Origin of the sequence: Microbispora rosea, from assembly GCF_900156315.1 — a bacterium.
Classification (GTDB): domain Bacteria; phylum Actinomycetota; class Actinomycetes; order Streptosporangiales; family Streptosporangiaceae; genus Microbispora; species Microbispora rosea.
This window is the reverse complement of the sequence record NZ_FTNI01000019.1, coordinates 21,170-33,805: the sequence shown is the minus strand read 5'-3', so window position 1 is coordinate 33,805 and position 12,636 is coordinate 21,170. Positions and strand designations below refer to the sequence as shown.

The window sequence follows — 12,636 nt, the reverse complement described above, 5'->3', positions numbered from 1 at the left end:
ATGGTGCCCGCCGATGTGAGCCAAGCCTGGGGGCCGGTCCCGGCCGTCGGCAGCTCGGGCCCTCCGACTGGAACCCCCTACCAATGTGGCTCATCGCAGAAGACGGTTTTCGAGGTCGCCTGCAGGGATTTCATGCTCGGCTGCACTCCTATCCGGGCGCGACGAGACGTGCGCCGGGGAACGAGCTATGCACCGTCGTTGCCATCGCGCAGGGAACGGATCATGCTCTGCAGGATCCGGAACGCGTCTGACTGCTCGGTCTCGGTCATGCCGGCCAGCATTCTGACCTCGACGGACCGGACCGCTATGGTCGCCTTCTCGAGGCTCCGTCGGCCGCGAGGCGTGAGCCGCGTGGGAAGAACCTTCCCGACGGGTGCCTCCGCAGGCCTGGTCACGTAGCCGTCTCGTTCCAGGGCCTGGAGCAGCACGTTCATCGTCTGCCGTGTCACGAACGCGCCCCGTGCGAGCTCGGAGTTCGACAAGCCCGGTCGTTGAGCCAGCAGCTCGAGGCAGGAGTAGTGCGTCACGCTCATCCCGAGCGGCCGCAGCACCTCCTCCATGGCTGCGCGGAGCGCGCTCGAAGCCTCTTTCAGCAAGTAGCCCAGTGATTTGTCCAGGTCGATGCCGCCACCGTTTTGACTCATGTCAGTATCCTGACATAGATTAGGCCGTGTCAGGAAACTGACACGAAGAGAAGGAGCATCATCATGCCCGCCACCGGCCCCGACTTCATCTCGCTCCAAGCGCGCGACCTCGACGCTTCGCAGGCGTTCTACGAGCAGTACCTCGGCCTCGTCCGCTCGCAGGCCGGACCTCCGCACGCCGTCGTCTTCGAGACGAAGCCGATCGCGTTCGCACTCCGCGACATCGTTCCCGGCACCGATCTCGCATCCGCTGCTCAGCCCGGCATCGGTGCCGCGATCTGGCTCCACGCCACAGACGTCCAGGCCATTCACGATGCTCTCGTCGCCGACGGTCACACCATCGTCTCCGCACCGATCGACGGCCCCTTCGGTCGGACATTCACCTTCGCCGACCCCGACGGCTACCAGATCACTCTCCACGACCGCGCCTGACAGGCCAAACGCCACCGGACGATCATCAGCCCCAAAGTACCGCGGTTGCGCCCGAGGCTCGATAATCCGGGCGACGTTTGTTTACCCGGGGTGATCACCTGCCCGGCTCTTCACGATCGCCGCGGGACACCGTGACCAGGCGCCTTGCTCGCGAGCCGTTCGGGTGGCGTCCCACGATGCTGCTGGTCACGATCCGCCGTTACCGATGCGGCGGCTGCGGGCACGTGTGGCGCCAGGACACCACCCGTGCCGCCGAGCCACGAGCGAAGCTCTCGCGCCGCGGGCTGCGGTGGGCACTGGAAGCGATCGTGGTCCAGCACCTGACCATGGCCCGGATCGCCGAAGGCCGCGGTCGTCTGGAGGTTTCGCTTCGGCCGAAGCCGTCGCCCGGCCTTCGAAGCCGTCGCCGGCCCTTTCCTACGGCGACCTCAGACGACGGATGCCGGGCAGAGGGCGTACGGCGAGGGCCAGGGCGGCGCAGTAGACCGGGGGCAACACCTCCCAGATGTCACCGGCCGCTGCGGGCAGCACGGGGTGCAACAGCGCGTACACGATGCCGAAGAGCAGCGCGGCGAGAGGATAGAGCAGGGGCCGCCGTACGGCCGCCTCGCCCGCTTTCCATCGGATGACCAGGGAGGCGAGCACATAGGCGGCGGCCACCAGGACGATGACCAGGGTGATTACGATCGACGGGTATGGAGGGAGCCGCAAGAACATGAACACCGGGTTGTAGCCGGCGCCTCCATCGCTACGCGGCCAGTTGTAGGTCGCGACCGTGAACGAGGTCATCACGATGGCGAGAATCGAGAACGTCACGGCGATCGGCAGCGCCGGACGCCCATCAGGGAAGAACGCGGTCGCGAGCAGCAGCGGCGCCATGACCTGCGGCACCCAGATCCAGTAGTGCAGCCACTCCTCCCAGCTCGCGGCTGTTCCGTCAGACACGATGACAATGCCCGGAAGCTCGCATATCAGCTGGACGACGCCCAGAACCCCGCCGAGCAGGAGGATCCGCCCGATGCCGCGGCTTTGGGCCCGGCCGCCTGCCCACGCCCCCGCCAGCAGCATCACGCCCGCCCGGAGGACCTCCCAGACGGGTACGCGTGCGGGAGTGAGATCATCGGTAGCCTGCGTGACGATGACGATGGCGGGGAGGGCAGCCAGTCCCAGCAGCGCAGTCCCCCAGTAGCGGAGTGAAGCCCACATGGCGGACATGATTCGTTCGTGACGGTTCGGCCGCCACTCGTTTCGCCTTCGTCGAAACTTCGCCCGGCGTGAGCTGTGGAGCCGCAGAACCAGGGCGCCGACGGCATGAAGGAGCTTGATCGTCACACCACCAAGCGCATCTTCGACCGGCTGCTGGGCGAGCACCAGGCGGCCCAGGTGTCGTATCAGATGGTGCCTACGTCGCACAGCTACAGCCGGAGATCTGGCGCCCGGCGCCGCGCAGCAGGTCGCGGGCTGCGCGCCGCTATCGTGACCACTCGGAGGTTGGCTTCTTTCAGGAGTCACTGAGCAACTGCGATGATCAGCAGGTGTCCGCTGCCTCTCCGCCTCAGCGACCCACGAGATGCGTCTTCTTCGACGTCGATGGCACGTTGATCGATGCTTTGGACAACCAGCGTCGCGTCTGGAAAATGTGGGCGGTGCAACATGCTCTGGACCCCGAGGAGGTCTACCATGTGGCGCTTCGGACCCGGCCGGTGGAGACCTTCGCCGCTGTCGCACCAGACCTGGATCCTCACAGCTGCCTGATGGCACTGCACGCGTTGGAGGACGAGGACGTGCGTACCGGCGCCTACACGGCCTTCGACGGGGCATCCAGGCTTCTGCACGGACTACCGACTGGATCATGGGCACTGGTGACCTCGAACTACGCCCATAGGGTCCGCGGGCGGTTCCTCCGTACCCGGCTACCGATACCGGAGGTGATCGTGGACGCGGCCGCGGTCGAGCAGGGCAAACCATCACCCGACCCCTACCTGCTGGCCGCCGGGCTATTCGGTGTCGCACCGGAGCACTGCCTTGTCATCGAGGACGCTCCTTCCGGCGTGCGGGCCGGGTTGAGGGCCGGAATGACCGTGTGGAACGTCAACACGCCTGTTGCCGTGGACGGAGCGCACCGTCACTTCGGCAGGCTGCGCGACGCGGTGGACGACATCCTGGCGTTCGCATCCGGAGGATGAACCCCGGTTAGCGAAGAGTGCGAAGGCGCCGCCCTCTGGCCATCGACCCAGGTCATGTGGCCACCCGCGCGGGTTCGATTCCCGTCACCCGCTCTTGGTGTGACAGTTCGATTCGGATGCGAAACCCGGGACCTGTGCTTTTTGATCGCCTCAGCCCAGATCGTGGTGGAAGCGCTCCTCCTGAACTGGGCCCCGTGCTCCCTCACGAAGCAACTCGTCAGTCATCGGACATGTGACGGTGCTTCCAAGCGCCGACTTTCCTGCCCTTCACCCACACGAGCGGCGACCGCATGCATGGTCCCTCCTCTTCTCCGATGGTGCTCACCGCGACCTCTGTCTCATCTTGCAGGGAGACCTTGCAGTAACCGTCATAGAACGGTTCAGCGAAATCGCGGCCAATCGACTCCGCGAGCCACGACGCAAAGGTGATGTCCTGAGGGAAGAGCGCATGATCCAAGCAGCACAGATTGGGGTCCCACCCCCACATCACACCCTCGGGATCGCGACAATCCAGCAGGGACGCGATTGCACACCCCCAGTCCAGCAACTGGATCATCCCCGTGAATCGTCCGCCGGGCTCGGCCCGAAACGCCAGAGCAGATTCAGTGATGTCCTCGAAGATGTCGCTCTTCCAGAAGTCGTAGCCCCGTACACCGATGATGCCACCGTGTGGACCGAAACCTCCGTTTCCCACCTCCAGATACAACCGCCGCAGCAGCGATGGAAGCGGGTAACCGATGGCCTCTTCAGCCTCAGCGACCGCCTCGGACGAGGCCACCCGTCGCACATCAGGCCCAGGGTCTGACCGTATCGCTTCGAAGACCTCGTCCTCTGTCATGATCGGCACTCCGCGTGCGGGGACCGCTGGAGGAAGAGCCAGAAGTTGTCCACGTCCATAAGGCCGCATACTGCCAGCGTCGACCGACAATGCCACAGCACAGAAGCATCGTTCCCGTGCCGGATCCGTGCCAGAACGAGTGGCGATCAGCGGGAACTATCGGGGACTCACGGTGACTCGGCCAACTCTGACCTGCACGTTCCCAGCTCGGACAGCAAGATAGGTAGCCGCACTGAACGAAGGCCGCGGTCAGAAAGCCAGCCCCTACCTGGGCCTCGACCGTTTCCGCGGTCCTTCGCTCGTCATGGGCAACTAGCCTTCGGCCATGGTTCTGTCCGGCGGCGCTTACTGGCCGACACGGCCGTCGATGCGCTCGCGAAGGAGGTCGGCGTGGCCGCAGTGCCGCGCGTACTCCGCGATCTGCGCGACCAGGATGTCGCGAAGCTGCAGGTTAGCCCCGTCGGGGCCGAGGTCGGAGACGCCTGCGTTCCAGGTGCCGAGGTCGGCGACTCCGGCCACGAACTGGTCGGTGAGCTCTACCTCGGCCCGCCACCGCCGCCAGGCGTCCTCCACGACTGCGGGGTCGGCGATCGCGCCGTTCCAGTCGCCGTCACGGTCATCGTCGGTGCAGTACAGCTTCGGCGCGTCTTCGCCGGCCATGACCCGGCGAAGGTGTCTTTCCCCCTCGGTCAGGTGCCGCACCAACCCCAGCAGAGACATCGTGGACGGTGGTACGGATCGTCGGGCAAGCTGCTCGGCATCCAGGCCCGCGCATTTCATTTCCAGGGTCAGACGGTAGTGGCGCAGATAGTCGAGAAGTACGCCGCGTTCGTCGATCGCCCCGACATCGGTCTCGCGGGGGTCGTCGTCCGGGTCGACCCACATGTCGAGGTACACCGTCGACTTCGTCCACCGCGCGGGAGCGGATTCATTCGCATCCGAGGTAGTCATTACCGGATCGTCTAGCACTCGGCCTCCGGATGCCACCGAATTATGATGCTGGACCACGTGCCGGATACGTGCCAGAACGAACGGTGATCAGCGGTGTTTCACAGGAACTCACGGTCACACGGTCACCGCTGAGCTACGTCCTCGTGCCTGATCACAAGGGGAAGTTCCCTAACCGATTCCCAAGCTGACAGCGCGGGACCGATTCCCGTCACCCGCTCCACGTATGCAAGCTCAGGCCAGGGAGACGGCTGGCACGGTCTGACATTCTTTGCAGATGCGACAAGTCAGCGTGCTCGGCAGTTGTGGCGCCTTCCCCGAACCGGGTCGTGCCTGTAGCGGTTTCGCGGTGGACTGGGACGGTTACCGCTTGGTGCTCGACCTCGGTTACGCCACGCTGCCTCGGCTACTCGCACACTGGCCAGACGGTGCAATAGACGCCGTCGTCATCACCCACGAGCACCCTGACCACTGCATCGACCTGCATGGGCTGTTTCGGATGCGGTTCTACGGTGACACCGGTGCACCGAAGTTGCCGTTGTACTGCCCGCCCGGCGTGCTCGACCGTATCGGCGGCCTGGAACCCGACGTCGACCTGCACGCGGTCTTCGACGTGTATCCGCTGCCCGGAAGCTACCGGTCGGGTCCCTTCGACCTGACAGGACTGTCGCTCCCGCACTACGTACTCAATGCAGGAATCCGCTTAGAGGCGGGCGGAATTGCCCTGGCCTACTCCGGGGACACCGGCCCCACTCCCCTGTTGGCCGAACTCGGCCGCGGCGCCGATCTGTTCATCGTCGAGGCCACCGACCGGGACGGCGAGACCAGCCGCCCCGCACGCAATCTGCTGACTTCCGCCGAGGCAGGTCATTGGGCCAGCCGGGCGGGCGCCCGCCGACTGATGCTCACCCACTTTTGGCCTGGCAACGACCGGGGCGCTTCCGTGGCCGCAGCTCAACTCGCGTTCGGCGGTGTCGTGCTCGCCGCGGAAGAGGACCTCAAGGTCCCTATCGGGACATCGGACCGCTGAAGATTACCCGTCATGACGTGCCTGTTGCCGAGCGCCTTGGCCCAACACCTTCGGCAGGTCGGTCGTTCCCGGGCACGGCGCGCGGTTGATCCCCGACACCTATGTGCGGCTTACGGGAACGATGTCCTTGCCCAGCGGCATCAGCGAGATCGGGATCATTTTGAGGTTCGCGATCCCCAGCGGGATGCCGATGATCGAGATGAACAGCGGGATCGCGGTGACGATGTGCCCGATCGCCAACCAGATCCCGGCGACGAGCAGCCAGATGACGTTGCCGACGACCGACCATGCGCCGGCGGACGGCTTGTCGGCGACGGTACGGCCGAACGGCCACAGGGCGTAGCCCGCGATCCGGAACGACGCGATGCCGAACGGGATGGTGACGATGAGGACGCAGCAGACGATCCCCGCCACGGCGTAACCTATTGCGAGCCACAGGCCGGCGAAGATCAGCCAGATGACATTCAGGACGGTGTTCATAGTGCTCACTGTCCCACCCGACCGGCTCAGCAGGTAATCGGCGGGAAAGGCGTATATTTCCGGCGACCGGTTGCGGATTCCGGGTATGGCCGACGTGCCGATGTCGGCCGGAAGGGCGCGGCTCCATGACCTCCGCCGACATCGCCGCGGCAAGCGCGTACTGGACGGCCGCGGTACGCGCCCGCGAGACGGCTCGCCCCGACCGCCTGTTCCAGGATCCGTGGGCGAGCGCCCTCGCGGGCAACCGCGGCCGGGAGTTGTTGCGGCGTAAGGAGGCACGTGACCAGCGCGAAGACGTGCTGCTTCCGCTGCGCACCCGGTGGTTCGACGACGCCGTCGCCGCCGAGCTGACGGAGCGGACCGGACAACTGGTCGAGCTCGGCGCCGGCCTCGACACACGTCCCTACCGGCTGCAGCTGCCCGCCGGTACGCGTGCGTTCGAACTCGATCAATCGTCGGTGCAGCAACACAAGGAAGCGGTGCTGGCAACGATGCCGACACCGCTTCGAAGCGTCACCGACGTCACCACCGACCTGGGCGGCGACTGGTCACGGGATCTGGTCCACGCCGGGTTCGAGCCGTCTCGCCGCTCGGTGTGGGTAGCCGAAGGGCTGCTGATGTACCTCGACCATGGCGCGGCGACTCGCCTCTTGCGCACTGCCGCAAGTCTGTCCGCACCAGGAAGCGTGCTGATCCTGGACACCCTCGCGCGCTCGGCGCGGAGCGCCGCTCGGGTGGCCGGCACGGGCGCGAAGTTCCTGCCGGACGATCTGCCGTCTCTGCTCGCCACATGTCACTGGACCCAGCGCGAGCACACGACGATCGCCGGACCCGCCCGCGCCTACGGCCGGATACCCGATCACCCGCGATCCGGCGAGAAGCCGGCCGACGTCACCTATCTCCTCGTCATCGCCGACCTCGCTCTCGCCGAGGACCACGATCACCGGCGGTGACCGGTCAGTGTGAGTGACGGGGCGGGGCGCTGCCGCTGCCGCCGACGAGGAAGTCCAGGTCCGCACCCTTGTCGGCCTGCAGCACGTGCTCGCTGTACAGCCGCGCCCATCCCCGGGTGGCGGCCGGTTGCGGAGGCTGCCAGGCGGCGCGGCGGCGCTCGAGTTCCGCCTCATCGACCAGCAGGTCCAGACTCCGCGCCGGAACGTCGACCCGAACCAGGTCGCCGGTACGCACGAGTGCGAGAGGACCGCCCACGGACGCCTCGGGGGCCACGTGCAGGACGCAGGTGCCGTACCCCGTGCCGCTCATGCGGGCGTCGGAGATCCTGACCATGTCGGTGACCCCCTCCTTGAGCAGCCGTCGCGGCATGGGCATGTTGCCCACCTCGGGGAAGCCGGGGTAGCCGCGTGGTCCGGCGTTCTGGACCACGATGACCGTGTCGGCGGTGACGTCCATGTCCGGGTCGTCGGCCGCGGCGACGTAGTCCTCGATCCGGTCGAACACGAGCGCCGGTCCGGTGTGCTGGAGCAGATGGGCCGAGGCGGCGGAGACCTTCAGGACGGCCCCGGACGGCGCGAGCGACCCGCGCAGCACGACGGTTCCCGAGCCGGCGGCCTGGAACGGCTTCTCCATGGTGCCGATGACCTCACGGTTCCAGCACTGGGCGCCGCTGATGTTGTCGGCCACGCTCTTTCCGCTGACGGTGACATGGTCCAGGTGCAGCAGGGAGGCGATCTCCTGCATCACCGCCGGCAGTCCGCCCGCGTACGCGAAGTCCTCCATGAGGTAGGCGCCGGAGGGCATGAGGTTGACCAGCATGGGCACCTCGGCGGTGAGCGTGTCGAAGTCCTCCAGCGACAGGGGGACGCCGAGGCGCCCGGCGATCGCGAGCAGGTGCACCACGGCGTTGGTGGAGCCGCCGATCGCGGCGTTGACCCGGATGGCGTTCTCGAAGGCGTCGCGGGTGAGCACGGTGGACAGCCGCTGGTCCTCCTCCACCATGGCCACGATCCGGCGCCCGGCGGCCTGCGCGAGCGCGTACCGCCGGGAATCGACGGCCGGTACGGCCGCGGCCCCCGGCAACTGGACGCCCAGCGCCTCGGTCACGCAGGCCATCGTGGAGGCGGTCCCCATGGTCATGCAGTGCCCCCGGCTGCGGGACATGCAGACCTCCGCCTCGGCGCAGTCGGCCGCCGTCATCCGGCCGGCCCGCATCTCCTCGGTGAAACGCCAGACGTCGGTGCCCGACCCGATGTCCCGGCCGCGGAACTTGCCGTTGAGCATCGGGCCACCGGTGATCATCAGAGTCGGCAGATCGACGCTGGCCGCGCCCATGAGCAGCCCGGGTGTGGTCTTGTCACAGCCGGACAGCAGCACCACCCCGTCGAGCGGGTTGGCCCGGATGAGCTCCTCCGCCTCCATGGCCAGCAGGTTGCGGTAGAGCATGGTCGTCGGCCGCATCAGCGGCTCCCCCAGGCTCATCGCCGGGAACTCAAGCGGCAGGCCGCCGCTCTCCCACACCCCGCGCTTCACCGACTCGGCAAGGTCGCGCAAATGGGCGTTGCACGGCGTCAACTCCGACCATGTGGTGGCGATGCCGATCACGGGGCGGCCGTCGAAGACGTCGTCCGCGAACCCCTGGTTGCGCATCCACGATCGATGGATGAACCCGTTGCGTCCTTCCGCGCCGAACCACTCCTGGCTGCGCAGCGGGCGATTGCTCATCGACATCGGCACACCTCTCTGTCATTTCTGATCAACTGCTGGACGACCGGCCGCGGCTATCTCAGGCCTCCGACGGACAGTCCGCCGCGCCAGTGCCGCTGGAGGGTGAAGAAGGCGATGACAAGCGGGATCACCGACACGAGCGCGCCCAGGATGATGAGGCTCCAGAGGGAGGTACTGCCCGAATTGTTCGCCGAGGCGATCCCCTGCCAGAGGCCGAGCCCGACGGTGACGGGGAAAAGGCGGTTGTCGGAGAGCATGGCGAGCGGCAGGAAGTAGTTGTTCCAGGACGCCACTGCGGACAGGAGCAGCACCGTGACCACCGCCGGCCGCATCAGCGGGAAGGCCACCTGAAGAAACGTCCGCAGCTCACCCGCGCCGTCGACCTTCGCCGCGTCGAGGATCTCGTCGGGAACCGCATCGCGCGCGTACACGTGCATCAGATAGACGCCGAACGGGTTGAGCAGCGACGGGAGGATCACCGCCCAGATCGTGTTCGTCAGGCCGAGCCCGGAAAACATCATGAACGTGGGGATCACCAGGGCGGTCGCGGGCACCATCAACGCGCCGAGCAGGACCGAGAAGCTGAAGCGCCTGCCGGCGAACCGGTATTTGGCGAATCCGTAGCCGGCCATGACGGCCAGGATCGTGGCGCCGATCCCGCCCGCGAACGCGTACAGCGTGGAGTTGAGGATCCACCTGCCGTAGATGCCGCCGTCGTAGGTGAACAGCCGCTGGAGGTTGCCGAAGTAGTCGACCTGGTCGGCGAACCACAGCGTGTTGCTCCCGCCGAACAGGCCGGGGGCGTCCTTGGAACTGTTGACGATGACCCACCAGAACGGCACCAGGAAGTACACGACCAGGAAGCCGAGGAAGATCTGCAGGGGAAGGTGGCGCTGGGGACGGCGGCGTGCGCCGGCGCTGCCGGTCATCAGAAGAAGCTCCTACGCTTGCGGGTGAAGAACAGGAACGCGTAGACGCAGACGAACACGACCCCGCCGAGCGCGAAGGAGATCGCCGATCCGTAGTTGAAGTTCGCGAGCCCGAACGCCTGCTGGTACGCGTACATGTTGGGAGTGAATCCCGGTGCGATCGTGCCGGCCGCCAGATATCGCAGGATCTGTGGTTCGTTGAAGAACTGCAGGGTGCCGATGAGCGAGAAGACCAGGATCAGCAGCAGCGCGGGGGCGATCAGCGGGATTTTGATCCGGAGCGCGATCTGCCATTTCCCGGCGCCGTCCATCCGGGCGGCCTCGTAGAGCGACGGGTCGATGCCCTGGAGCGCCGCGTACAAGATGATCATGTAGTAACCGGCCCACTGCCAGGTGACGACGTTGATCAGGCCGTAGAAGATCAGGTTCTTGCTGAAGAAGTCGGGCGCGGGGGCGCCGAACAGTCCGAAGAAGTCGGTGAGCGGCCCGAAGCTCTTGCTGTACAGGAATCCCCACATGACCGCCCCGATGACCGTGGGAATGGCATAGGGGAGGAAGATCATGAGGCGGGAGAACCGGGTGAACAGCGAGGTCACGGCGTCCACGATGAGGGCCATCGCGAGCGCGATGAGGATCTGCAGCGGGATGGCGACCAGGGAGAAGCGGACGACGAACCACACCCCGGAGAGGAAGGTCGGGTCGGTGAACGCCTTCACGTAGTTGCCGAGGAAGACGAAACTGGTGCCGCCGATCAGCTTCTTCTGCCAGAGGCTGAGATACAGGGCGTACCCGAGCGGCGCGATGAGCAACGCCAGGAAGACGATCCCGAATGGCCCGACGAAGAGCCACCCCATGAGGTGCTCACGGAGGCGCACCTTTCCGCGGACCTTGTGCGCTTTTTCTTGAGTGCTCGATGCACTCTCCTCGATCAGGAGGGTCATCTTGGGCTCCGAGGGGGTCGATGCTGGGGAGTGACGGGTGGGCCGGCCGGTCGAGGACGGCGTGGCCCACCCGGGTTGTCTACTTGACGGTGAAACCTTGCTCCTTGGCGTAGTTCACCACGTCTTCCTGGATTTTGTCGGCCGCCTGCGCACCGGTGACGGAGCCGTCGATGACCGCGCTGATCTGCTTCGTCATGGAGTCGAAGTAGTACTGGCCGAACGGGCTGTAGGTCATGCCCGTGTAGGCGTTCGCCGCGGGGACGTAGACCTCCTTGTTCGCCTGCTGACCGTCGAAGAAGTTCACCTTCAGGTCCACGAACTCGGGACTGTTGAGCGCCTTGAGATTCAGCGGGAAGATGATCTGGTTGGTCCAGCCGTCCTTGAGCGACTCGTCGTCGGCGTAGAGGCCGTACGCCGCCTTCGCCGCGAGCTCGGGGTTCTTCGCCTGGCTCGTCACCGAGAAGGCCGACCCGCCCCAGTTCACCTGCACCGGACTGGCGGAGTCCCACTGCGGGAGCGGCGCCACCGCCCACTTGCCGGTGTCCTTGCCCTTGCCGACGCCCGCGCCGGTGAGGTATCCGGGCGCCCACGCCGCCGAGATGTACGTCGCGTACTTACCGTTGACCACACCGGAGATGTACTCCGGCGTGAACTGGTCCTGCGTCCCGACCAGGCCCTTCTTGGCGAGGCTTCCCCAGTAGTCCAGCACGTCCTTGGAGGCCTGGTCGTTCAGCGCGATGCCGATCGACTCGGGCTGCGCCGGGTCGTAGGTGTACGGAGAGGCGCCCTTCTGGATCTGCAGCGCCATCATGACGGCCGGCACGTTCGCGCCCAGGTCGCCGAACAGCGGGCCCCCGGCGTCCTTGACCTTCTGCGCCGCCTGCTCGTACTCGGCCCACGTCTTCGGCGGCGTGATCTTGTACTTGTCGAAGATGTCCTTGCGGTAGATCATCGCCATCGGGCCGCCGTCGACCGGCACGCCGTAGACCGCGCCGCCGATCGAGACGTCCTTCCACGCGCCGTCGCTGTAGTTCGCCTTCACCGCGTCGAAGCCGTAGTTCTTGATGTCGACGAGCGCCTTCTGGATCTGGAAGGTCGGGATCCGGTCGGCCTCGATCATGATGACGTCGGGCGCGCCGGTGCCCGCCGAGATCGCCGTCTGGAACTTGTCGTACTCGTCACCGCCCTGGCCGACATTGGTCCAGCAGACCTGCACCTCGTTGTTCTGCTTGTTGAAGTTGTCGACGACGAGCTGCATGTTGGGGTACCAGCCCCAGAAGGTCACGACCGGCAGATCCTTCTTGGTGATCGTGTTCGTGCAGTTGCTCGCCTTGTTTCCGGTCGTGTCGTTTCCGGCCGCGTCGTTTCCGGCGTTGGTCGCGCTCGCGCTGCTTTGGCTCCCCGCGTCGGGCGAGCAGGCGGCAAGCACGCACGCGGCGGCGAGCGTGGCTGCGGTGGCAAAGAGTCTTTTCGTCTTCATTGACATAATTTCCCCTCCGGGATCACTGCGCACAAGGGTCATGCGC

General features: G+C 66.2%; 13 protein-coding genes and 1 pseudogene. 5 read left to right on the top strand and 9 right to left on the bottom strand.

Features of this window, described 5'->3' with window-relative positions; translation table 11 throughout:
- Positions 1-185: 185 nt before the first annotated feature.
- On the bottom strand, positions 186-644 hold the full coding sequence (locus BXA11_RS24725) for a MarR family winged helix-turn-helix transcriptional regulator (RefSeq protein WP_076438304.1): 459 nt from the start codon (positions 642-644) through the stop codon (positions 186-188).
- Between the two features lie 63 nt (positions 645-707).
- Between BXA11_RS24725 and BXA11_RS24720 the strand changes: the two genes are divergently transcribed.
- Positions 708-1,076 (top strand): VOC family protein, encoded by a 369-nt coding sequence (locus tag BXA11_RS24720; RefSeq protein ID WP_030510433.1) that lies wholly within the window; start codon positions 708-710, stop codon positions 1,074-1,076.
- A 104-nt stretch (positions 1,077-1,180) separates the two neighbouring features.
- Positions 1,181-1,429, top strand: a pseudogene (locus BXA11_RS24715) (ISL3 family transposase); the annotation flags it as partial.
- Positions 1,430-1,493: 64 nt separating this feature from the next.
- On the opposite strand, the gene BXA11_RS24710 reads toward BXA11_RS24715, so the two are convergent.
- A complete protein-coding gene (locus tag BXA11_RS24710; RefSeq protein WP_143734497.1) occupies positions 1,494-2,282 on the bottom strand; it encodes a hypothetical protein in 789 nt (262 codons plus the stop codon).
- Positions 2,283-2,611: 329 nt separating this feature from the next.
- Here BXA11_RS24710 and BXA11_RS24700 point away from each other — a divergent pair, with 329 nt between their 5' ends.
- Positions 2,612-3,262: an HAD family hydrolase gene (locus BXA11_RS24700; protein WP_076438297.1), complete on the top strand. Its 651-nt coding sequence runs from the start codon at positions 2,612-2,614 to the stop codon at positions 3,260-3,262.
- Positions 3,263-3,479: 217 nt separating this feature from the next.
- Here BXA11_RS24700 and BXA11_RS24695 read toward each other — a convergent pair whose 3' ends face one another.
- Both BXA11_RS24695 and BXA11_RS24690 read right to left on the bottom strand, forming a co-directional pair.
- Positions 3,480-4,100, bottom strand: coding sequence for an SMI1/KNR4 family protein (locus BXA11_RS24695; RefSeq protein WP_143734496.1), 621 nt, complete (start codon positions 4,098-4,100; stop codon positions 3,480-3,482).
- 345 nt (positions 4,101-4,445) lie between these two features.
- A complete protein-coding gene (locus BXA11_RS24690; protein ID WP_239105163.1) occupies positions 4,446-5,069 on the bottom strand; it encodes a DinB family protein in 624 nt (207 codons plus the stop codon).
- Positions 5,070-5,325: 256 nt separating this feature from the next.
- Here BXA11_RS24690 and BXA11_RS24685 point away from each other — a divergent pair, with 256 nt between their 5' ends.
- A complete protein-coding gene (locus BXA11_RS24685; protein WP_076438290.1) occupies positions 5,326-6,078 on the top strand; it encodes an MBL fold metallo-hydrolase in 753 nt (250 codons plus the stop codon).
- Positions 6,079-6,177: 99 nt separating this feature from the next.
- Here BXA11_RS24685 and BXA11_RS24680 read toward each other — a convergent pair whose 3' ends face one another.
- Positions 6,178-6,558 (bottom strand): YccF domain-containing protein, encoded by a 381-nt coding sequence (locus tag BXA11_RS24680; RefSeq protein WP_030510445.1) that lies wholly within the window; start codon positions 6,556-6,558, stop codon positions 6,178-6,180.
- A 125-nt stretch (positions 6,559-6,683) separates the two neighbouring features.
- Here BXA11_RS24680 and BXA11_RS24675 point away from each other — a divergent pair, with 125 nt between their 5' ends.
- On the top strand, positions 6,684-7,511 hold the full coding sequence (locus tag BXA11_RS24675) for a class I SAM-dependent methyltransferase (protein WP_076438287.1): 828 nt from the start codon (positions 6,684-6,686) through the stop codon (positions 7,509-7,511).
- Positions 7,512-7,515: 4 nt separating this feature from the next.
- Here the strand turns inward: BXA11_RS24675 and BXA11_RS24670 are convergent, their stop codons facing one another.
- The 4 genes from BXA11_RS24670 to BXA11_RS24655 all read right to left on the bottom strand — a co-directional run bounded on the left by BXA11_RS24670 (position 7,516) and on the right by BXA11_RS24655 (position 12,590).
- Positions 7,516-9,243, bottom strand: a complete 1,728-nt coding sequence (locus tag BXA11_RS24670) for an IlvD/Edd family dehydratase (protein WP_076438531.1) — start codon at positions 9,241-9,243, stop codon at positions 7,516-7,518.
- Positions 9,244-9,293: 50 nt separating this feature from the next.
- On the bottom strand, positions 9,294-10,169 hold the full coding sequence (locus BXA11_RS24665) for a carbohydrate ABC transporter permease (protein ID WP_030510448.1): 876 nt from the start codon (positions 10,167-10,169) through the stop codon (positions 9,294-9,296).
- Positions 10,169-11,110 (bottom strand): carbohydrate ABC transporter permease, encoded by a 942-nt coding sequence (locus BXA11_RS24660; RefSeq protein WP_036408069.1) that lies wholly within the window; start codon positions 11,108-11,110, stop codon positions 10,169-10,171. The genes BXA11_RS24665 and BXA11_RS24660 overlap by 1 nt, the downstream gene beginning before the upstream one ends.
- A gap of 79 nt (positions 11,111-11,189) precedes the next feature.
- Positions 11,190-12,590 (bottom strand): extracellular solute-binding protein, encoded by a 1,401-nt coding sequence (locus BXA11_RS24655; protein WP_030510450.1) that lies wholly within the window; start codon positions 12,588-12,590, stop codon positions 11,190-11,192.
- Positions 12,591-12,636 lie beyond the last annotated feature (46 nt).